Source organism: Micromonospora sp. RV43 (assembly GCF_001029515.1).
In the GTDB taxonomy this organism is placed as follows: Bacteria; Actinomycetota; Actinomycetes; order Mycobacteriales; family Micromonosporaceae; genus Micromonospora; species Micromonospora aurantiaca.
This window is the reverse complement of the sequence record NZ_LEKG01000152.1, coordinates 1-19,770: the sequence shown is the minus strand read 5'-3', so window position 1 is coordinate 19,770 and position 19,770 is coordinate 1. Positions and strand designations below refer to the sequence as shown.

Here is a 19,770-nt window from a genome sequence, read left to right as displayed (position 1 = left end):
ACGCTGTGGCACGCGGCCACCGCCAGATCTGAAGTCATGTCCACAGCAGACAGACGATCACGCGGTGGCCGCACCTCGTCTACCCGGCCCCACCAGCGACATCTCAAACGGCGGCTGCCGTACTAGGCACTCTAGTGCGCCGACGGGACATTCCCCGTGTCGGACCACCTGTTCGTACGCCTGTGCGGCGGGAGTGCTGAGAACGGGGTGGACGGCCTGTGCCGCAACGGGATCGAGGCTGCCAGGGGTGCTGGGTGGCGGCAAGGATTTCACAGTTTCGCCACCCGCTAAGAGCTGGAACGTGCAGCTCTCCTACAACGCGTAGCCGTTTCACCGGTCCTGGAAATGGGGCGGCGGGCAGGCGACGAGGCTGGTGAAGAGGTCGCCGAACTACCAGGAAGTTCGCCTGGGCGGTCGAGTGCCACGGGCGGACCGGCCGAGGACCTGGAAGCCGTAGCAGATGCCGAAGACCGGCACGGGGTGCGGGTCGAGATGAGTTCGGCGAAGCCGACCCAGTTGCCGACTTTGGGCAGCCCCGAGGACACCGGCCCGATCGTCGACGAGATGGGGGTGGACTCGTTATTCGGGGGTTGGCGAGGTCCTGCATCTCGTACTCGTCGGTCAGGCGCGGCGTGGCGTGTCGCAGCCGTCGCCGATGGCCGGTGGAGGGCACCTATTCGACTTCTGCGCTATTCGTCGATCTTGGCATTCTCGGTGGCATGCAGCCGGCACTACTAGGTATCGCCGGCTTGAGCCCAGCCGGGCATGGAGCGAGATATCGGATCGCACGGCTGCCCGAATGGTGCCGACGTGTGCTGACGGATCGGGACAGGGGAGGGATCACCAGAACACTGCTCGCCGCTGGGCTGGCCATCGCGTCGGTCGCGGCGCATGGGCGTCCGGGGCCAGCTGCCAGCCCTGCGCCGTCAGCTCGCGCACCTCCGACAGCTGCTCTGGCTCCAACCCGTCCGCGTCCGTGTCGGCGGCCGGGTTTGGGGGCTCGTCGATGCCCCAGCCGTAGGCGCTGTCCATTTCCGCAGCGTACGACCGCAGGCGACGGGTGCCTCAGAAGTCGGGCTTGGGTCGGCTGTTGAGGTAGACCGTCCAGACCAAGTCACGACTCGGACATTCGGGGTGCTCACAGCTGTCACCTCCCATGTCACCCTCACCATTCCTGCTCACACCGGACTCACCTACGCCTGCTGGGATCCGCCGTGCTGCCGGAGGCCGCCGCGAAGCCCCGTTTATGCTTGTCGGGTGCCTGCGGTGATCCAGACCCAGCCCGGCCGGCCGGTCCGGCTGGCGCGGTTGTGGCTGGTCGCCGCGGTCCTGGTGGCTGTGGGGTGGATGCACGGCCTGCAGTGCAGCGACGGCATGGCCATGGTCACCGCCATGCCCGCCGGCGGCGTGCACCTCACCATGGACTCGTCGATGGGCCACGATGGCCCGACGATCACCACCAGCGATGAGAACCCGCCGTCCGGGCTGGGCGGCGAGTTGCTGGGCGCGTGTCTGGCGCTGCTGGTCGGCGTGGTCGGCGCGATGCTGCTCGACCGACACCCGGCCCGCCCTCTCATCGCGCTAGTGCTGGCCGCCGCCCGCTCACAGCATCGCGCCCGGATTCGGGTGCGGGCGCCCACGCTGGCACAACTCTGCCTTCTGCGCACGTAGGAGAAGTCTGCCCATCGCACCTGGTCGCCGCTGCGCGCCCAGGGCGATGTTCTGGCGTGCTCGCTTCTCTCGTTCGCTCAGAAAGGCCCACTATCAATGAATCTTGTCCCTGTTCTGCTCACCGGACTGTTGGCGGGCGGGGTGTCCTGCGCCGCCGTCCAGGGCGGCCTGCTCGCGGGCCTGGTCGCCCGGCAACGCGCCACGGTTCCTGCCGGCCCGGCGTCGCCGCAGGTCCGCCCCCGCCCAGGCAGCCCCGCTTCCGCGCCCACCCGACCGGCCCGGGTGTTGCTGGCCGATGACCTCGCCCCGGTCGGCGGGTTCCTGGCCGGCAAGCTGACCTCCCATGCGCTGCTCGGCGCGGTTCTCGGCGCGCTGGGCGGTGCGGCGCAGCTGTCCCTGCACGTGCGCACGATGGCGCAGCTCGCCGCGGGCGTCCTGGTGATCGCTTTCGGGCTGGCCCAACTCGGCGTGCCCGGTTTCAAGGGCCTGGTCATCGAGCCGCCGACGGCGTGGACCCGGTTCGTGCGCGGCCGGGCCCGCTCCGGCTCGATCTTCGCGCCGGCCCTGCTCGGCGTGGCATCGGTGCTGATTCCGTGCGGGGTCACCCTCTCGGTGATGGCGTTGGCGATCACGTCCGGTTCCGCTTTGGCTGGGGCGGCGACGATGGCGGTGTTCGTGGCCGGCACCGGCCCGCTGTTCGCGGTACTCGGCTACGCGGCGGCGGCGGCCCGGCGGGCGGCCGGGGCGTGGCGGCGCCGCCTCGCCCTCGCCACCGGACTGGTCGTGCTCGCCATGGGCCTGTACACGTTCAACGGCGGGCTGGAGATGTCCGGTTCGCCGGTGGCGGCCAGCCAGCTCGCCGCCGCGGCGGGGTTCGGGCCGGCGCCCGTCACCGCCGCCGCAGTTGCCGCCGACGCACCGCCGGTGTCAATGGTCGACGGCAGGCAGGTCGTGGTGATCACCGCGACGACCGGCGCGTACGCGCCGGGCAACATCGCCGTGCGGGCCGGTGTACCCACCACCCTGGTGGTACGGGCACACAACGCCGAGGGTTGCGTCCGCGCGTTCGTCATCCCGTCCATGGGTGAGCAGTGGATCCTGCCGGTCAATGGAGATACCAGCATCGACCTGGGTACCCCCGGGGCCGGCACGTTGCGCTACACGTGCGGGATGGGCATGTACACCGGCAAGCTGACCATCAGCGAGCAGTCATGAGCAGGTACACGTTCTCCGTGACCGGCATGCACTGCACCAGCTGCGGGCTGCTCATCGACGAAACTCTCGAAGACCTGCCCGGGGTCACCCGTTCGCAAACCAGCGTGCGGGCCGGCCGGACGGTGGTCGACCTCGACGAAGCGTTGTGTGCCCCGGCGCAGGTCGCCGCCGCCATCACCGCTGTCGGCTACCCCGCCCAGCCGGAGGTGTCATGAACACCATCACGGTGCCCCGCCCGGCCGGGGCGGTCCGGTACACGCCGCTGGCGGTGTGGGTGATGCTGGCCGGCGCCACCGCATACGTGCTGGCCTTCAACCCCACCGACCGGCTCGCCGATCCGACCGGGCCGTGCGTGTGGCACGCCTTGTTCGGCATCGACGGACCCGGCTGCGGCGGCACCCGCATGTACTGGTATCTGGTCCACGGCAACCTGATCCAAGCCGCCCGGCACCACCTGGCCGCCTGGGCCGCCACGCCGTTCGTGCTGTACGCCCTCGTCGCCTGGACCGCCAGCTGGACATTCGGCCGGCGGCTACCTCAGCTACGGATACCACGCTCGGCCTACGTCACCTACCTCGCCTTCTTCCTCCTGTATTCGGTGGTTCTGCGCAACCTGCCCTGGGCCCCCTTCACCTGGTTCTATGTACCCGACCTCGTGTAGGCGACGGCCTGACCGGTCCGCCCGACGGTGTCGACAGACGCGCGCCGGGTAGTACCGGTCAGGCCCGTGGCGGGAGGTGAGGCCAGGTGATGGACGGCATGGCCGGCATGGTCATATACATGCTGATCTGGGGTGTGCTCGGACTCGCCCTGATAGCACTGGTCGTGGTGGGCGTGGTCTGGCTGGTCCGGTCAATGTCAGGTACCCGGGCGGATGCGGCTGAGCAGGAGCTGCGCCGCAGGTACGCGGCCGGCCAAATCGATGCCGAAGAGTTTCGCCGCCGCCAGGAGGAACTGCGCCGTCCGTAAGAGTCGGCGGCTGAGCGGTGAGGCGCCGCCTGGACTCCTCCCCTCCCGCGCCGCGACCGAGGAGACTGTGGGACCGGCACAACCGAGGGCTGGCAGCAAGCACTGAACACCCTCGCCATGTACTACGGCGAGCGCGCCCCCACCAGAGGATGAGAAGGCGATCACCGCATCCCACACAAGGTTCCGGACAGCCTCCCGCCCTGCCCGGGACGTGCCCGGGCAGGGCGCCCGTGAGGTTCAATGTCGATGCAGGCCCTTGGCTTAGCCGGGTTGGAGGCCAGGTCAGTGCCGGATTCGGAGCCGGGTGTGTAGGCGGTGTAGCCGTTTCGGCGCCCACCAGTTGGCGGAGCCGAGGAGCCTCATGAGGGCGGGGACGAGGAGGGCGCGGATGATGAAGGCGTCGACGAGGACGGCGAGGGTGAGTCCGCCGCCGAGGACCTTGAGGTAGGTGATGCCGGAGGTGGCGAGGGCGGCGAGGACGATGGCGATGAGCAGTGCGGCGGCGGTGACGAGCCGGCCGGTGCGTTGTAGGCCGGTGGCGATGGCGGTGGTGGTGTCGCCGCTGTGGTCGTATTCCTCTTTGATGCGGGAGATGAGGAAGACCTCGTAGTCCATGGCGAGGCCGTAGGCGACGCAGAACATCAGGACGGGTGCGGTGACGTCGATCCAGCCGGTGGGGGTGAAGTCGCCGAGCAGGTTGCGGAGGTTGCCGTCCTGGAAGACGTAGACCAGCGCGCCGAACGTGGCGGTGAGGCTGATGGTCGACAAGACGATGGCCTGGACGGGGATCAGCAGGGACCCGGTGAGGGCGAACAGCAGCACCGCGGTGGTGATGATGACGATCCCGAGCGCCCATGGTAGTCGGTCCGCGATGGCGTCGCGGGTGTCGACCAGGGTGGCGGCGGGGCCGGTGACCAGGGCGGGTGCGGGTGCGGGCAGGTCGCGGATCTGTCGGACGAGGCGGGTCCCGCTGCCGGAGGTCGGTTCGACGTCGGTGACGGCGGACAGCCAGGTGGAGCCGTCGGCGGCGCGGAACCGTGCCGATGCGGGCGTTGGTGGGGCGAGGATCTGTCCGTTGCTGTAGCTGCCGAGGGCGGTGTCGACCCGGGTGACGTGGGGCAGTGCGGACACGGTTGTGGCGTAGGCGTCTAGTTGCGGATCGTCGACGGGGTTGTCGAGGACGATCGCGGTGGCGGTCGTCTCCTGCGTGTCGAAGCGGGTGCGTAGTTTTTCGGAGGCTTGGTAGCCGGGTGCGTCTTTCGGCAGGACCCGGTGGTCGTTGATGCCGAATTCGACCTGGGTGAACGGGGCGGCGAGGGCGGCGAGCACGGTGACGGTGGTGAGGGTGACCACGACGGGCCGGCGCATCACCGCGGTGGCGAGGCGGTGCCACCGGTCATCGGCCGGACGTTGAGGTGTGCGGCGGCGTCGTAGCCGTGGGCGCAGATTGAGGGCGTTGATGCGTGGTCCGGCCAGCGCGAGCAGGGCGGGCAGGACCAGTAGCGTCGCGGCGGCGGTGAGGGTGGAGACGGCGATGCCGGCGTAGGCGAAGGAGCGCAGGAAGTAGCCGGGGAAGACCAGTAGCGCCGACAGGGCCAGGGCAACGGTGATCGCGGAGAACAGGATCGTGCGCCCGGCGGTGCGCATCGCCGCCTCGATCGCGTCGGCGACGGCCTGGCCGGCGGCGAGTTCCTCGCGGTAGCGGGTGATGAGGAACAGGCTGTAGTCGATGGCCAGGCCGAGACCGAGGGCGGTGGCGAGGTTCAGGGAGAACACCGACACGTCGGTGACGGTGGTGATGGCCCACAGCGCGGCGAGGGTGCCGAGGATGGACAGCACCCCGATCAGCAGTGGCAGGGTGGCGGCGACGGCGCTGCCGAACACCAGCACCAGGACGAGCAGGGTCAGCGGCGCGGTGAGCAGTTCGGCGCGGGTGAGGTCGGTTTCGGCTTGGGCATCGACCTCCCGGTCCAGCTGCGCCGATCCGGTCACCTGGACGGCCAGCGGGCCGTTGTCGGCGCCGAGGTGGCGAAGGACCCGGGCGGCCGTTGCTTCGGCGGCCTCGTCGTCGCCGGCCATGCGCAGCAGGAGCAGACCGATCCGCCCGTCGGAGGACCGTAGCGCAGACGGTCGGCCCGGGGACCAGTAGGAGTCCACGCCCGCCACACCCTCCACGGTGGCGATCTGGTCGGTCAGGGCGGTGCCGGCGGCGACCGCCTCGGGATCGTCGACCGTGCTGTCGGCCTCTGCGAGCAGGACCAGTTGTGGCTCGCCGGCGTCGAACCGGTCGGCGAGGATCTGTTGCGCCCGCTCGGATGGCGCGTGCGGGTCGGTCAGCCCCCCGGAGCCCATCCGGTCACCGGCGGAAGCGCCGATCACCCCGCTCAGCAGCGCCGCCGCCAGCGCCACCACGAGTACGACGACCGGGTGGCGGATGGACAGGCGCGCCAGCCTCGCGAGCATCCCAGCCGGACGCCGGTTGGCGGGCGGTGACGGTGGTGACGGCGTGGCGGCGATGTTGACGTTCATGTCGCTCAGCATCGCCAGGTTGCCAGCGGCCGGCTTGAACAGATCCGCTACCGCCCTAACCTGCCCGTGGGCAGCGAAGGTGTGCGCGTTGGGGGCTGCCCAGCGGGTGCCGCGTGACTGCGGACGAGAGGTGCCTGCCATCCCTGGATTATCGGCTGGCGGCGATGATAACGTGCTGAGCCGAATGACCGCGAGCGGGCGATGACAACATAGTTGAACGATGAAGGGGATGGTCGGGCGTGACGACAAGGGGTGGTGCCGCGGTCGGATCTGCGGTGCCGGTGGACCCGCGGCGGTGGTGGGCGCTGGCGGCGATCGTGCTGACTGCCGTCACGCTCGGCTTCGATATCACGATCATGAATGTGGCGTTGCCGACGATTGCGTCCGCTTTGGACGTGGGGACGTCCGGGCTGCAGTGGATGGTCAACGCCTACGTGCTGGTGCTGGCCGGGCTGATGTTGACCTGCGGTGCGCTGGGTGACCGGTGGGGACGCAGAAAGCTGCTGCTGGTCGGATTGGGTCTGTTCGGTGCCGCCTCGGTGGCGGCGACCTGGGCCGACACCGCCGCGATCGTGATCGCCGCCCGCGCGGTGATGGGTGTCGGCGGCGCGATCATCCTGCCGGTCGCGTTCGCGGTGCTGCCGGCGCTGTTCCCGCCGCACGAGCGGGGCAAGGCTGTCGCGGTGACCGTGGCGGCCACCGGCGTGGGCATCCCGCTCGGCCCGCTGATCGGCGGCTGGCTGCTAGACCACTTCTGGTGGGGTTCGATCTTCCTGATCAACATTCCGATGGCCGCGGTGGCGATGCTGGCCATCGTGGTGCTGCTGCCCGAGACGCGTGACCCCCACCCGCCGCGACCCGACGCGCTCGGCGCGGTGCTGTCCACCGCCGGGCTGGTCGCGCTGGTGTACGGGTTCATCGAGGCTCCCGGCCGTGGCTGGAGCGCCCCCGTTGTCGTGGTCGCCCTCACTGCGGCGGTGGTGCTGTTGGCGGGGTTCGTGTGGTGGCAGCTACGCACCGATCAGCCGATGATCGACCTGCGGCTGTTCGGCCTGCGGCAGTTTCTCTGGGGCAGCGTCGCCGGCATGCTGGTGACCTTCGGCCTGCTCGGGATGCTGTTCGTGGTGCCCCAGTATCTGCAGCTGGTCAAGGGGTTTGATCCGTTCGGCACCGGGCTGCGCCTGTTGCCGATGATCGCCGGGTTGGTGATCGGGGCGTCGGCCGGCGAACGGATCGCCGCTCGTGCCGGCTACCGGATCCCGATCACCGCGGGCCTGCTGATCCTCGCCGCAGGGCTGGCCGCAGGAGCGACCACCGATCTGGACAGCGGGTACGGGTTCGTCGCGGCCTGGCTGGCCGCCGTCGGGCTGGGCATCGGCATGGCGTTGTCTCCGGCGATGGACGCCATCCTCGCCGCCCTGCCACCGCAGCGGTCCGGCTCCGGCACCGCGGTCACCATGACGCTGCGCCAGGTCGGCGGCGCGCTGGGCATCGCTCTGCTCGGCAGCGTTTTGTCCCAGGGCTACACCGCCCGCCTGGACACCACCGGCCTGCCGACCGCAGCGGCCAAAGCCGCGGGTGAGTCCCTCGCCGCAGCCCTGGCCGTCGCCGCCCGCCTCGACAACCCGGCACTGGCTGCCGACGCGAAGGCCGCCTACCTCCACGGCATGACCCTCGTTCTGGTGGTCTGCGCCGTGATCGCCCTGCTCAGCGCCGTGGCCATCGCCGTGCTCATGCCGGGCCGCCGCCCGTCCGCCGGGCTCACCCCTTCGCCGGAGCGCAAGGTGCCGGCGTGAACAGCATCAGCACCGCCGCGCCGACCGGCGGACCGCGACAGCCCACTGCCCCTACGCCCGCCGCTCCTCAGACAGCCCGCGACGCCCGGACACCCGCAGGCGGTGGCTGGGCCGGCACTCTCACCACCGAACCAGGGGTCATGGCCTACACCGGCGTCATCGGAGCGGCCCACGCACACGCCCACGCCGCCGTGCAGGTTCTTCACCTCCACGACGGCCACGTCATCCTGCGCGACGCCACCGGCGCCACCCGCGCCGCCACCCGCGCGATCATCCCCGCCGGGGCGCGTCACGAAATCGTGACCACCACAGCCGCGACCGGCGTCATGACCTTCCTCGACCCGACGAGCGCCGCCGGACATGCCGCCGCTACCGCCCTACAGCGCACCGGCGGCGAGCTGTCTGATGTCGACACGTGGCTAGCCGCCGCGGACCCTACAGGCGCCGCCACTTCGACAGACGGGCACACGCCCACGCAACGTCACCAGCATCCGGCGCTGGTGCAGGCCCTGACAGCCGCACCGAACCTGATCGGCGGTCCGATGACGCTGACGGACCTGGCCGGCCGGGTCGGCATCTCGCCCAGCCGCCTCGGGCACCTGTTCGCCGGGCAGCTGGGCCTGTCATTCCCCACCTGGCGCCGTTGGACCCGCCTGCAACACGCCCTACGACAGGTGTCGGCTGGAGCATCCCTGACCGTGGCGGCGCACGCCGCGGGATTCGCCGACAGCGCCCACCTGACCCGCACCTGCCGCGCCATGTTCGGCCTCACACCCACCGAAGCACTACAGGCCATCGGTTGGGACAACCAGCCAAGACCATGACGCAGGCCCTCGGTCAGCAGGTGGTGCGCCTGCTCCGCGTGGGTATCCACGGCCGGGTCGGACTGGCGTTCGCGCCGAGGGTTTGGCGAGCCTGAGGTGCGCGCTGCATTCGCTCGACTGACGGTCCGCAACGCAGGCCGATCGTCCAGCTCAGTGCATCGGACTGGGCCAGGAGCCCTCTCGTTCATTCTCTCTATCAGTTGGTTCCGGCGTAGGAGTGCAAGCCGGCGATGACGAGGTTCACGGCGAACAGGTTGAACATCATGGTCGCCCATCCGAGAATAGCGAGCCACGCGACGACGGGACGTTTGACGCTGGGGGTGGCGCGGGCGTGAAGGTAGCCGGCGTAGATCACCCAGGAGATGAAGGACCAGGTCTCCTTGGGGTCCCAGCCCCAGTACCGGCCCCAGGCGGCCTCGGCCCAGATGGCGCCGGCGACGACGGCGAAGGTCCAGATCGGGAAGGCGAGCGCGTGCATCTGGAACGTCAGCCGCTCCAGTGTCTCGGTGGCGGGGAGGTAGCGGCCGAGCGCGGAGACGAACCCGTACGGCTTGTTCGTGGCGGTGTCGCGGTCGTGGCGCAGTCGGATCAGGTAGCCGGTGGCGGCGATGAAGCCGATCAGGAAGATCCCGGACGCGATCGCGGCGGCGCTGACGTGGATCTTCAGCCAGTAGGAGTCGAGCGCTGGGACGAGCGGCCCGGCGGGTGTGTGCAGCCGCATGGCGGCCAACCCGAGCAGGGTGACGGCGGCTAGGGCGATGTAGAGCCCGACGGGACGCACCGCGGGACGGCGTGTGAGCAGCCCGAGCCAGGCCAGCACACCGACCAGGGTGACCGCGAGAACGAACTCGTACATGTTGCCCCACGGCACCCGGTCGGCGGCAAGGCCGCGGGTGACCAGACACGACGCGTGGGCTACGGCGCCAGCGCCGGTGGCGGCTACTGCCAGCCAGCCGGCCAGCCTCGACCGGCTTCCGGGCGCGGTGGCCGAAGTGGAGGCAGCGGCGCGAGTAGAGGTCGGTGGCGGGCCGGTGGGTGGGCCAGCGGTTGTGGTGGTGGCCATGGCCGGTAGGCGTGTGTCGACGGCTGGGACAGCGTGGGATCGGCGGAAGGCGTGTTCGGTGGCGTAGCCGACCATCGCGACCAGGTAGGCCAGCAGGGTGACGATGAGCAACTGGTCAGACAGTGCTGCCATGGGGGCAACCTTTCGTGACTCGGCCGGCGCTGGTCGCGTGACTTCGCCGACGCTGGGTTACTGGATGTCGGTTAGGTGCAGCCCGGTGAACGGCGGCCAGGGTAGGTTCCGCGCGATGGCGAACACCGCCCAGGACGCGGCGTAGGCAATCAGCAGCCAGCGTGGCAGCGGCAGTGCAGGCAGCCACCGCCCCATGGTGGAGGCCGTCCACCGTGCCCAGGCGTAGCCGACAACGGGCACAGCGATCAGGGCAGGCAGGTGGTGGCGGGCGGCCTCGGGCAGGTTGCCGTGCAGCAGGTGCCACATCATCCGGGTCCCGCCGCACGTCGGTCCCTGGGTGCCGGTCATCGCGGTCCACAGGCAGCCGCCACTGATGTCGGGGATCGCGTCGGTCGGATTGTGGGTGAGGACCCAGGCGACCGCGGCGGCGAACAGCGCCGCCGCGCCGAACGGCCCGGCTAGTCCCCACCAGCGCGGCGGCGCCGACGGGCCGCCGCCATAGGGTGAAACGCTGCTCATACGGCCTCCCGCGTGGGTTCGGTGATCTGGCGACCACCACGCTCGGTGACTCCGCCACCGCCAGCGGGCGTGATGGTGGTGTGGCGTACCCGGGCGGAGGCGAGCAGCGCGGCGACGGCGGCAGCCACCATGGCCCACTCCGGGGCGGAGCCCACCCGGGTCGCCATGGTGATGGCTGTGGCGAGGCGCACCTGGCGCACGAGTACCGCCTGGGTGTTCATGGTGGTGGCGTCGTGCGTGGTGGCGTCCGGGTCGACGAACGCCGAAATCCCGACGGTGGAGGCCATGAGGGCGGGGCGGCCGTGCTCGACCGCCCGCAGTCGCACCATGGCCAGCTGTTGGCTGGCCTCGGCGTAGTTGAAGGTGGCGTTGTTGGTCTGTACCGCCAGCAGTTGCGCGCCGCCGGTGACGGTGTCGCGAACCAGGCCGTCGTAGGCGACCTCGAAGCAGATCACGTCACCGACCCGGACACCGCCGATGGGTAGCACGCCGGGGGTGGTGCCGGCGACGAAGTCGGCGCGGACCCGATCAACGAGCGTGGTGACGCGCCGCACGAGTGGTCGCATCGGCACGTACTCGGCGAACGGCACCGGGTGACGTTTGACATAGGTGTCGGTCGGCCCGGCGGTGGGGGTCCATACCAGCCCGGCGTTGCGGACCTTGCCCTGGCCGGGGCCCTGCAGCACGGCGCCGACCAGGATCGGGGCGCCGATCGCGTGGGCGGCGGCGTCGATGCGGGCGGCGGCGTCGGGGTTGAGCAAAGGGTCGATGTCGGAGGAGTTCTCCGGCCAGATCACCAGTTCCGGGCGCGGCTGGCGGTGCTCGCGTACCGCGTCGGCGAGCTGCAGCGTGGCGGTGACGTGGTTGTCCAGCACTGCCCGGCGTTGGGCGTTGAAGTCCAGGCCCATGCGCGGCACGTTGCCCTGCACGACCGCGACCACCACCGTGCGGTCGGCCGCCGTCGGCAACGGCACCAGCGCGGCGAAGGCCATCACCGCGGCGGCGAGGCCACCGAGCAGACCGGCGTGGACCGCCCGCCGCGACAGGCCGGCACCGGTCCGTACCGACAGCCGCCACACTGCCATCGCGAGCAGTCCACCGGCCACGGCGACCGTGAAGGTCACCAGCGGTGCGCCGCCGAGCGAGGCCAGCCGCACGGTGGGCGCGTCGGCCTGGCTGAATGCCAGCCGTCCCCACGGGAACCCCCCGAACGGGGTCCGTGAGCGCGCGGCCTCCTGCGCCACCCACAGCAGCCCCGTTACCAGTGGCCACGCCCACCTGGCCCGGTCCACGAGGGCGCTGGCATAGGCGGTCGCGGCGCCGAGCAGCGCCAGGTACAGCGACTGCAGTGTGGCCAGTAGCAGCCACGGCCACCAACCGACCTGCAGGCCGGTGAAGCTCAGCAGCGGAACGAAGAACACCAGACCGCACACCATGCCCAGTGCGGCACCGGCACGCGCCGGCCGGCCGTGGACGGCCAGGGCCAGCAGCGCCACCCCGACCGGGGCGGCCCACCACCAGCCGTACGGTGGGAACGCCACCAGCAGCGCCAACCCCGCCGTGGCCGACGCGGTGAGCGCCCACGCCGTGGACACCCCCCGCACCCCACCGTTCTGATCCGCCACGGCGACGACGGCCGGCGGGGATACGACGGGGGTGGTCATATGCCGACCTGGCCGGGTCCGACGGTGGCGCGCAGCCAGATGGTGAACGTCGACCACCAGCCGGTCATCAACGCCACCCCCACCACGACGAGCAGCACCCCGCCCACGCGGGTGATGGTGCGGCTGTGCCGCCGGGCCACCGCCAAGGCGGCCAGCACCCGGCGCAGGCCCAGGCCGAACAGCACGAACGGTGCGCCCAGCCCGACGCAGTAGGCGACGGCCAGGGCCACGGCCCGCCCGGTGGTCCCATCCACCGCGGCCAAAGCCAGCACCGCACCGAGGGTGGGGCTCACGCACGGCACCCAGCCGACGCCGAACACGACACCGAGCAGCGGCGCCCCGGCGAGCCCGGGCGCCGGCAGCCGTCGTAGCCGCCGTTCGTACTGGGCCGCTGGCACCAGGCCTAGGAAGCTGAGGCCCAGCACGACGGTCAGCGCGCCGGCGATGATCTCCACCGTGCGGGCGTGGACTAGCAGCAGACGCCCTGCGCTGGCGACGGTGACCGCGGTGAGGATGAACACGACGGTGAATCCGGCGACGAACAGCAGCGTGCCGGCCAGCAGCCGTCCCCGAGCCGGGCGCCGCGTCATCGTGTTCACCGTCCCCGCCGCGGCTGAGGTGCTCACGTCCTCGCCGGCCATCCCGGTGACGTAGGAGACGTAGCCGGGGACGAGGGGCAGCACGCACGGCGACAGGAAACTGGCCAGCCCGGCGAGCGCGGCCACGCCGAGGGCGAGCAGCAGCGGACCTGACGTCGCCACCCCGGCGAACATCTCACCCATCGCCGCCACCGGCCTCGCCCGCGATCTGGCGGACCAGCGGTTCCAGCTCCCGCTGGCTGACCACCTTGCGCAGCACCACCGCGACCATGCCCTTACGGTCGACGATCACCGTCGCGGGGATCGTGTTGGGTGACACGTCGGTGAACCCGAGCGCGACCCGCCCGGCCGGGTCGAACAGGCTCGGGTACAACTCCCGGCCCTCGACGAACGCTTTCGCTTGGTCGCGGCCGTCGCGCAGGTTGACCCCCACGAACCGCACCCCGAGGTTCTTGGTCGCCGTGAACGTGGCGTTGAGTTCGCCGGCCTCGGCCCGGCACGGTGCGCACCACGACGCCCAGAAGTTCACCACGGTCACCTGGCCGTCAAGGGTGGCGGCGTCGAACCGGCTGCCGTCGAGCAGTTCACCGCCCAGCCGTGGGGCCCGCGCCCGCTCGGCGGGCGGATACACCACGCTGGCCCCGGGGTCGACGCGGCCGGTGTCGGCGCCCTGCACCACCGCGGTGCTCGCCTGCCCGCCGTCGCGGGTCGGTCCACCCGCGCAACCGGTCGCCGCCAGGATCACCGCCGCCGACAGGGTCGCCGCGGCCAGCCGCCAGGACATTCCGGTCACCGCGGCCTCCTGCCCTGTTCGGCGCACAGCGTGACCGGATGCCCGCCGTCGGCCAACAGTTCCTCCGCGGCCCGCAACAGTGCCTGCAGGCGCGGGGAGGCCAGCCGATACCACACCGACCGGCCCGGTCCCGGCCGGCTGGTGACCAGGCCGCAGTCGCGCAGGCAGGCCAGATGCCCGGACACACCGGACTGGCTGGCCCCCACCGCCGACATCAGCTCGGAGACGGTCCGCTCGCCGTCGCGTAGCGCGGTCAGCAGCGCCAGCCGAGTTGGTTCGGCCAAGCCCCGAAACAGTCGCGCGGCGACCTGCACGTCGTCCCGCGACGCCACCTGCGGTATCGTCACCGGGCGACGTTATCAGCCGAAGCTGATACTGCCTCGTCCGGGACCGGCATGCTGTCCTCGGTCGTCATCCGGTCGGTAGCCTGCTCGTCGAGTTGGGTGGGGACCGCCGCGCGGGCGGCCGCCGTCAGAGCGGCGAACTCGGCGTTGAAGCCGGGGTAGTCGCTGCGGGGCAGGCCGCCGGCGGTGATGGCGCAACCGTCGGGTGCCGGGGTGATCCGGAACCACAGGCGCCGCCGCCGGACGGTCAGCGTGCCGACGAGGCCGGCCATCATGAGAACGGCGGCGGCCAGCACGATTGGCTCGCCCGGATCATGGCGAACGGTCATGGCGATCCACCGCCGGGTGCCGAGGAACTCCAGGGTCGTGCCGTCGTCGAGGGTCCACCGCTCGCCCGGCCGTAGCATCTTCGCCGGCCCGGGTAACTGCGTGAGCCGGCCGTCGGCCAGGGCGCGGCGCGGCACCTCGTACACCGACTGGGGTATCCCGGTTTCCAGGCCCAGGTTGCCCCGGTAGGCGGTCAGCAGCAGGCCGGGCGCGTTCTCGGCCGGGTGCGCGGACAGCGCCGGCGGCCCCGTTGCCGGGACCGTGGGCACGTACACGCCGGAGAACGCCGCCTGCGCGTCGGTGGACCGGGTGCCGGTACGCGGGTCGGCGTTGGCGTCCGGGAACAGCGCCGCGCCTTCGCTGGTGACTGCGGCGTCGATCGGCAGGAACGGCGACACGGAGGTTTGGGCCCGCCCCTGCCGGTCGGTGTAGCGCAGCACCGGGGCGTAGCCGTGCCCGAGCAGATACAGGTTCGCCCCGTCGAGCCGCAGCGGCGTGTTGACCTCCAGCACGTGCCGGCCGCCGTTCTGCTGCGGCGTGGACCAGGTCACGTCGGCGCGGAACACGGTTGGCTGGCCGTTGTCGAGGAACTCGGCGTGGAACCGGTTCAGCTCGACGCAGAAGCCCGGCAGGTCGCGTGGCTGCAGCTGCGGCCCGAGCCCGTACTCGTCGAACTGCTGCAGATTGGTGCAGAACCCGGTGTCCGGTCCGGCTACCACGATCCGGTTGCCGTACCAGCCCCACCCGTACCCGTACGCCACCCCGGCCAGCAACGCCAGCAGCGCGAGGTGGAACGCCAGGTTCCCGGTCTCCTTGAGGTACCCCTTCTCCGCCGCGACGGTCACCTCGTCGCCGTCGGCGCGGACCGCCACGCGGAAACGCCGCGACCGCAGCAGCCCCCGCACCCGTACCGCGGCCTCGGCCGGCGCCAGGGCCGACTGGCCCACCCCAGTGTGGGCCGGCAGCCGGCGGAAGTGCCGCGGCGCCGGCGGCGGACGACGCCGCAGCGCGGCCACGTGCTCGCGCAGCCGTGGCAGCACACACCCCACCAATGAGGTGAACAAGAGCAGGTAGATCGCCCCGAACCAGGGCGAGGAGTACACGTCGAAGAATCCGAGGCGGTCCAGCCACCTGCTCAGCTCGGGATTGGCTGCTCGGTACGCGTCGACCTTCTCCACGCCCAGGTTGCGCTGCGGCAGCACCGAACCCGGCACCGCGGCCACAGCCAGAAGGAACAGCAGCACCAGCGCCGTACGCATGCTGGTCAACTGCCGCCACCAACGGCGCGCCAACCCCAGCCCGACCGTCACGCCGCGTCGCTCCACCAGGTTCCTCTCACCCCGAACCGCCAGCGATTCATCGCTGGCGGCCGACGATAACAGTCTCACCTGATGCCACCCGCCGGTGGCCAACCTCCGCCTACAGAAGTGCCCGCCCGTCCGGTGCCGCCGGCCGCCGCGTTCAGCGCACGGTCGATGTGTCTGGATCACCGTCGACCCGCCGCGTCTGACACCGCCGGTTCGTGGCGGGGCGATCAATCAGAGGTTGCGGTGTTGACACGGCTCGTAGGCGCCCTCCCGGCCTGGGATGGTCCCCGGCGGCGGATGTCTGCCAACATGGCCGCGTGACGAACCACCGGTCCGATCTGCCAACGGAGAACCACGCCGGCTTCCGCAGGAAGGGGGCGGGACGGCGCTGGCTCGTGGCCAGCGCAGCGGTGTGGGCCGTGCTGTTGATGGCTGCAGCCGGGTTCTCGGCGCGCCACGATGCGCCGACGGTGCGGGAGCAGCGAGACCTCGCCGCCGCCGACACGGTGGTCGACACCGCGCTGGGCGCAGTGTTGGCTGCCGCTCACCCGTGGCCGGTCCTCGAGATCACGTCCGACCTGGTCTCACCAGGGTGCCGCATCACCCCGTTCCGTGACGGCGCCAGCCTCAGCCGCCGCCTGCTGCTTGCCCTGCCCGAACACCACACCACCGACGCCTTGACCCTGTTGGCGCAGCGCCTGCCCGCAGGGTACCGGGCCAGCGTGGCGGCATCGCCCGGCGCGGCGCCGACGCTGCAAGCCGACGCGGGCGGTTTCGTCAGCGTGCGCGGGATCGCCAGCGCGCCGGACACGATCACGGTGACCGTCGACAGCGGTTGCCGGCCGCCGGCGCGGCTGGCCCCCGCACCGTCGGTGGACGAACGCGACCGCGCCGTGCTCGCGCCGGTCGCCGCCGCACTCGGCGGGTCGGCGGATCAGTTTTCCGCGGTGCAGGTGCCGTGCCCGGGCGGCGGCACGGCCCGCGCGGTGACCGCCACTGTCGCCGGGGTGCCGGTGCAGCAGCGATGGGCGCCGGCCCTGCGTGCGATCTCCGAGGGGACCGTTGTGCTGGTGGACGATGCTGCCCGCTTCGCCTACCGGACCGCCACGGGCACCGTGACGGTCCGGCGCGACAGTGACCGGCTTGCGGCCACCGCCGTTACCGGTTGCCCATAACCGCTCCGGGCATGTCGACGCGCCGCGCACCGGTGTAGGGACCGTCGGGGCCTGCATCGACAGCTAGTGCAGCGGAATGATGGTGGGGTACTTGCCTCCCGGCGACGCCTGTGGCGGTTCCCCGCCGCGTTCGGTGCTCACGTGGGAGAGGTCGTGCGTGGCGAGCAGGCGGGTGATCGCGGCGTGCACGGTTCGCCACAGCTGGTCCGGGTCGGCGTCGGCGGCTGGTCGCAGGCGTACCCGCAGGGTCGTCGGCGTGGTCTGCGCGATCTGGTACAGGTCGATGCCGGGTATGGGTTCGAGGGTCGTGGCGAAGGCCAGCGGCGCGATCGCGACGGTCCCGCCGTGTGCGGTGGGGAAGGTGAGCAGGTCCGCGGCGCGGCCCTGGACGCGGAGTGCGGGCAGGGGATTGCCGCAGGGGCACGGGTCGGGGCGTTGCAGGACGCTGTCGCCGAGGTCGTAGCGCAGGATCGGCTGGATGCGGTTGGCGAGGTTGCTGATCAGCACAGTGTGCGAGGGTTGGCCCGGCGGGGTGGGTCGATGGTTGACGTCGACGGGTTCCACCACGACCCAGTCGGCGTTGACGTGCAGCCATCCGTGCTGGCAGCTGTAGCTGAGGAACGGGCACTCGGTGGCGGCGTAGCTGTTGGCTACCGTGGTCCGCAGCGTCCGGGCGATGCGGTCGTACTCGGATAGGGGCAGACCCTCGGCGGACAGCATCGTGAGCACCGGGTTGATGTGCAGGCGGCCGGCTGCCTGCTCGCTGGCCAGCAGCGCGGCGGTGCTGGCGTAGGAGGCGAGCAGTGCGGGCTGGAACCGGTTGAGCGCGTCGACCAGGTCGGGCAGTGGCGTGGTCACCGGCAGCACCTGGACGCGGTTGCCGCGGCGCCGCTGCAGCCGGACGGCGGCCACGGTCGAGGCGAAGTGTCCACCGGCCGCGTTCACCATGGTCATCCTTGCGCGGCGGGCGAGGATTCTCGGCAGGTCCCGTGGACGCAGCCAGGCGCCCACCACGCGAGCGGCCAGCACGTTGGTCACTCGAAGGGCGGCGTCGTCGATGAGAAACACACCCCGGGTGCCGGTGGTCCCGGACGTGGTCGCCACCGTGTAGCGGTCGAGGAATCGTTCGCCGATCAGAGCCGGGTTGTCGACGAAGGCGTCGACGGCCTCCCGGGTTACGGCGCGGTCGGTGCCCCACGCGTCGAACTCGGCCATCAGCTGCCCTTTGGTGGTGGCCGGCAGCAGCGTCGGGTCATCGACGCCGGGCGGAACCTGCCGGTACAACTCGCGGTAGAACGGTGAGTAGGCGCGAGCGAAGGCCACCATGTCTCGCAGGCGGGCACGCTGGCGCTGCTCGATGCTGGCGGCGCCTCGTCGCATCACCCGCCGGGTGTCGCGCAGCAGCCACCACACGGAATCGTCCATCAGGCGTGCCTACCATGTGCTGCGCCGAACTGTCGTCCTCCCGCGGCGCTGGGTTGACGGTTCGCGGGGGCTGGCCGGCCGAGCCACCCACAGGGACGTCGTGGCCGGCCGGTGCCGCAACCGGCCGTTGCGCCGATTGGCCCCGCCCCGGCCGTCTCGACGTGATTGCGCCGATTCGCGGCGTTTGGCTGAAGCCGCTGCGAGGAAGCACAAGACTTATCCATGACACCACCTCTACATCATGAAGCGGCGATGTGATCGCCATCTCGCGATCTTCGCCGGCCTGGTGCGGTAGCATCGCCACATGGCGATGACACAGGAAGTGGAGCGGGAGGCCCTCGCGCCCGCCGCGGCGCTGTTCCGCGGGCTCGCAGACCCGACCCGGCTGGCGATCGTGCGCCGGCTGGCCGGCGGTGAGGCGCGGGTGGTGGACCTCGTTCGGGAGTTGGGGTGGGCGCAGTCGACGGTGTCGGCGCATCTGGCCTGCTTGCGGGACTGCGGACTGGTGGACTACCGCGCGGTCGGGCGCCAGTCCTTCTACTTCCTGACCCACATGGAGCTGATGGACCTGCTGGCGGCCGCCGAGTCGCTGCTGGCCGCGACCGGGGAGACAGTGGCGCTGTGCCCAACCTACGGCGACGGCCCCCGGTGACCGCCGTGCAGACCCCGCCGCAACGTGTGGCGTGGCTGGCAGGCGCGGCGGTGACGGCGCTGGCGGTGGACGTCGCGTCCAAGAGCGCCGCTGTGGCGTGGCTGCCGGGCCGCAGCGTCGATCTGTTCGCCGGGCTGGCGCTTCGGCTGACCCGCAACCCGGGCGCGGCGTTCTCGATCGGCACCGGCATCACCCCGGTCTTCACGGTCGTGGCGGTGGCCGTCATCGCGGGCATCTCCTGGTACGGGCGCAAGGTCACCCATCGCGGGTGGGCGGTGGCGCTCGGCCTGATCGCGGGCGGGGCGGCCGGGAATCTGGTGGACCGGCTGTTCCGGTCCCCGGGTCTGGGCCGGGGGCATGTGGTCGACTTCCTGCACCTGGACTGGTGGCCGACGTTCAACCTGGCCGACAGCGCCCTGATCTGTGGGGTGGCGGTCGCGATGTGGCTGAGCCTGCGCAACGTGCCTCTCAGTGTGCCAGCGGCCGATGACAGCGCGGTTTCCACCAGCGCGGGGGCAACCGGTGAGCGCTGAGATCGAAACGACCGTCAGCGGGCGCGGCGCCGCGGGCCGCATCGTCCTCGCCCTGGCCGTCGCCGCCCCGGCGGTGATCGTGCGGCTGGCCGGGGTGGAGCTGGCACCGGTGGCGGCGATGGTGGTGTTCGGGGCTGCGGTGCTGGCCGCGGTGGCGCTGCTGATGTGGGCGTCGGAGGCCGCCCGGGTGGACATCTCCGGCAGCCTCGCGCTGGCCATCCTGGCGCTGGTGG

At 71.4% G+C, this 19,770-nt stretch carries 20 protein-coding genes and 1 pseudogene; 11 read left to right on the top strand and 10 right to left on the bottom strand.

Annotated elements, in window-relative coordinates:
* Positions 1-840: 840 nt before the first annotated feature.
* Positions 841-1,032 (bottom strand): hypothetical protein, encoded by a 192-nt coding sequence (locus ABD52_RS28470; RefSeq protein ID WP_030500441.1) that lies wholly within the window; start codon positions 1,030-1,032, stop codon positions 841-843.
* A 225-nt stretch (positions 1,033-1,257) separates the two neighbouring features.
* Between ABD52_RS28470 and ABD52_RS28465 the strand changes: the two genes are divergently transcribed.
* The 5 genes from ABD52_RS28465 to ABD52_RS28445 all read left to right on the top strand — a co-directional run bounded on the left by ABD52_RS28465 (position 1,258) and on the right by ABD52_RS28445 (position 3,855).
* The gene (locus tag ABD52_RS28465) at positions 1,258-1,671 is read left to right on the top strand and encodes a hypothetical protein (RefSeq protein ID WP_041784245.1); all 414 of its coding nucleotides are present in this window, start codon (positions 1,258-1,260) and stop codon (positions 1,669-1,671) included.
* A 96-nt stretch (positions 1,672-1,767) separates the two neighbouring features.
* Positions 1,768-2,886: a sulfite exporter TauE/SafE family protein gene (locus ABD52_RS28460; protein ID WP_013476030.1), complete on the top strand. Its 1,119-nt coding sequence runs from the start codon at positions 1,768-1,770 to the stop codon at positions 2,884-2,886.
* Positions 2,883-3,101: a heavy-metal-associated domain-containing protein gene (locus ABD52_RS28455; protein WP_013476031.1), complete on the top strand. Its 219-nt coding sequence runs from the start codon at positions 2,883-2,885 to the stop codon at positions 3,099-3,101. Before ABD52_RS28460 ends, ABD52_RS28455 begins: the two co-directional genes overlap by 4 nt.
* Positions 3,098-3,547, top strand: coding sequence for a DUF2752 domain-containing protein (locus tag ABD52_RS28450; protein WP_013476032.1), 450 nt, complete (start codon positions 3,098-3,100; stop codon positions 3,545-3,547). The genes ABD52_RS28455 and ABD52_RS28450 overlap by 4 nt, the downstream gene beginning before the upstream one ends.
* Positions 3,548-3,633: 86 nt before the next feature.
* Positions 3,634-3,855, top strand: coding sequence for a hypothetical protein (locus ABD52_RS28445; protein ID WP_049800110.1), 222 nt, complete (start codon positions 3,634-3,636; stop codon positions 3,853-3,855).
* Between the two features lie 282 nt (positions 3,856-4,137).
* Here the strand turns inward: ABD52_RS28445 and ABD52_RS28440 are convergent, their stop codons facing one another.
* The gene (locus tag ABD52_RS28440; RefSeq protein ID WP_148062106.1) at positions 4,138-6,633 is read right to left on the bottom strand and encodes an MMPL family transporter; all 2,496 of its coding nucleotides are present in this window, start codon (positions 6,631-6,633) and stop codon (positions 4,138-4,140) included.
* 26 nt (positions 6,634-6,659) lie between these two features.
* Between ABD52_RS28440 and ABD52_RS28435 the strand changes: the two genes are divergently transcribed.
* Entirely contained in the window at positions 6,660-8,180 is a 1,521-nt protein-coding gene (locus ABD52_RS28435) for an MFS transporter (protein ID WP_013476035.1), read from the top strand.
* The gene (locus ABD52_RS28430; RefSeq protein ID WP_235437582.1) at positions 8,177-9,004 is read left to right on the top strand and encodes a helix-turn-helix transcriptional regulator; all 828 of its coding nucleotides are present in this window, start codon (positions 8,177-8,179) and stop codon (positions 9,002-9,004) included. Before ABD52_RS28435 ends, ABD52_RS28430 begins: the two co-directional genes overlap by 4 nt.
* 196 nt (positions 9,005-9,200) lie before the next feature.
* Here ABD52_RS28430 and ccsB read toward each other — a convergent pair whose 3' ends face one another.
* Genes ccsB through ABD52_RS28395 form a run of 7 tightly spaced genes read right to left on the bottom strand, consistent with a single transcriptional unit; the run spans position 9,201 to position 15,755 of the window.
* On the bottom strand, positions 9,201-10,199 hold the full coding sequence (gene ccsB / locus ABD52_RS28425; protein WP_013476038.1) for a c-type cytochrome biogenesis protein CcsB: 999 nt from the start codon (positions 10,197-10,199) through the stop codon (positions 9,201-9,203).
* Between the two features lie 57 nt (positions 10,200-10,256).
* Positions 10,257-10,718, bottom strand: a complete 462-nt coding sequence (locus tag ABD52_RS28420; RefSeq protein WP_013476039.1) for a DUF2752 domain-containing protein — start codon at positions 10,716-10,718, stop codon at positions 10,257-10,259.
* Entirely contained in the window at positions 10,715-12,382 is a 1,668-nt protein-coding gene (gene lnt, locus ABD52_RS28415) for an apolipoprotein N-acyltransferase (RefSeq protein ID WP_013476040.1), read from the bottom strand. The genes ABD52_RS28420 and lnt overlap by 4 nt, the downstream gene beginning before the upstream one ends.
* A complete protein-coding gene (locus tag ABD52_RS28410; RefSeq protein WP_013476041.1) occupies positions 12,379-13,164 on the bottom strand; it encodes a cytochrome c biogenesis CcdA family protein in 786 nt (261 codons plus the stop codon). Before ABD52_RS28410 ends, lnt begins: the two co-directional genes overlap by 4 nt.
* Entirely contained in the window at positions 13,157-13,765 is a 609-nt protein-coding gene (locus ABD52_RS28405) for a TlpA disulfide reductase family protein (RefSeq protein ID WP_030500445.1), read from the bottom strand. Before ABD52_RS28405 ends, ABD52_RS28410 begins: the two co-directional genes overlap by 8 nt.
* A 5-nt stretch (positions 13,766-13,770) precedes the next feature.
* Positions 13,771-14,121, bottom strand: coding sequence for a helix-turn-helix transcriptional regulator (locus tag ABD52_RS28400; protein WP_013476043.1), 351 nt, complete (start codon positions 14,119-14,121; stop codon positions 13,771-13,773).
* Positions 14,118-15,755: a cytochrome c biogenesis protein ResB gene (locus ABD52_RS28395; protein WP_047893802.1), complete on the bottom strand. Its 1,638-nt coding sequence runs from the start codon at positions 15,753-15,755 to the stop codon at positions 14,118-14,120. Before ABD52_RS28395 ends, ABD52_RS28400 begins: the two co-directional genes overlap by 4 nt.
* Positions 15,756-16,069: 314 nt before the next feature.
* Here ABD52_RS28395 and ABD52_RS28390 point away from each other — a divergent pair, with 314 nt between their 5' ends.
* Positions 16,070-16,927: a hypothetical protein gene (locus ABD52_RS28390; protein WP_013476045.1), complete on the top strand. Its 858-nt coding sequence runs from the start codon at positions 16,070-16,072 to the stop codon at positions 16,925-16,927.
* 63 nt (positions 16,928-16,990) lie between these two features.
* Here the strand turns inward: ABD52_RS28390 and ABD52_RS28385 are convergent, their stop codons facing one another.
* Positions 16,991-18,352 carry a hypothetical protein gene (locus tag ABD52_RS28385; protein WP_013476046.1) on the bottom strand — a complete coding sequence of 454 codons (1,362 nt, stop codon included), beginning with the start codon at positions 18,350-18,352 and terminating at the stop codon, positions 16,991-16,993.
* Positions 18,353-18,656: 304 nt separating this feature from the next.
* Between ABD52_RS28385 and ABD52_RS28380 the strand changes: the two genes are divergently transcribed.
* The 3 genes and pseudogenes from ABD52_RS28380 to ABD52_RS39885 form a co-directional block, all read left to right on the top strand.
* The gene (locus ABD52_RS28380) at positions 18,657-19,004 is read left to right on the top strand and encodes a helix-turn-helix transcriptional regulator (RefSeq protein ID WP_013476047.1); all 348 of its coding nucleotides are present in this window, start codon (positions 18,657-18,659) and stop codon (positions 19,002-19,004) included.
* Positions 19,001-19,537 carry a signal peptidase II gene (locus tag ABD52_RS28375; protein ID WP_013476048.1) on the top strand — a complete coding sequence of 179 codons (537 nt, stop codon included), beginning with the start codon at positions 19,001-19,003 and terminating at the stop codon, positions 19,535-19,537. The genes ABD52_RS28380 and ABD52_RS28375 overlap by 4 nt, the downstream gene beginning before the upstream one ends.
* A pseudogene (locus ABD52_RS39885) lies at positions 19,527-19,770 on the top strand (sodium:proton exchanger); the annotation flags it as partial. The gene ABD52_RS28375 and the pseudogene ABD52_RS39885, both read left to right, overlap by 11 nt.

Excerpts from the sequence above, each read along its gene's own strand:
- ABD52_RS28385 (WP_013476046.1), bottom strand. The coding sequence starts at position 18,352 with ATGGACGATTCCGTGTGGTGGCTGCTGCGCGACACCCGGCGGGTGATG.
- ABD52_RS28405 (WP_030500445.1), bottom strand. The coding sequence starts at position 13,765 with ATGTCCTGGCGGCTGGCCGCGGCGACCCTGTCGGCGGCGGTGATCCTG.
- ABD52_RS28450 (WP_013476032.1), top strand. The coding sequence starts at position 3,098 with ATGAACACCATCACGGTGCCCCGCCCGGCCGGGGCGGTCCGGTACACG.
- ccsB (WP_013476038.1), bottom strand. The coding sequence starts at position 10,199 with ATGGCAGCACTGTCTGACCAGTTGCTCATCGTCACCCTGCTGGCCTAC.
- ABD52_RS28410 (WP_013476041.1), bottom strand. The coding sequence starts at position 13,164 with ATGGGTGAGATGTTCGCCGGGGTGGCGACGTCAGGTCCGCTGCTGCTC.
- ABD52_RS28460 (WP_013476030.1), top strand. The coding sequence starts at position 1,768 with ATGAATCTTGTCCCTGTTCTGCTCACCGGACTGTTGGCGGGCGGGGTG.
- ABD52_RS28470 (WP_030500441.1), bottom strand. The coding sequence starts at position 1,032 with ATGGACAGCGCCTACGGCTGGGGCATCGACGAGCCCCCAAACCCGGCC.
- ABD52_RS28420 (WP_013476039.1), bottom strand. The coding sequence starts at position 10,718 with ATGAGCAGCGTTTCACCCTATGGCGGCGGCCCGTCGGCGCCGCCGCGC.
- lnt (WP_013476040.1), bottom strand. The coding sequence starts at position 12,382 with ATGACCACCCCCGTCGTATCCCCGCCGGCCGTCGTCGCCGTGGCGGAT.
- ABD52_RS28455 (WP_013476031.1), top strand. The coding sequence starts at position 2,883 with ATGAGCAGGTACACGTTCTCCGTGACCGGCATGCACTGCACCAGCTGC.
- ABD52_RS28380 (WP_013476047.1), top strand. The coding sequence starts at position 18,657 with ATGGCGATGACACAGGAAGTGGAGCGGGAGGCCCTCGCGCCCGCCGCG.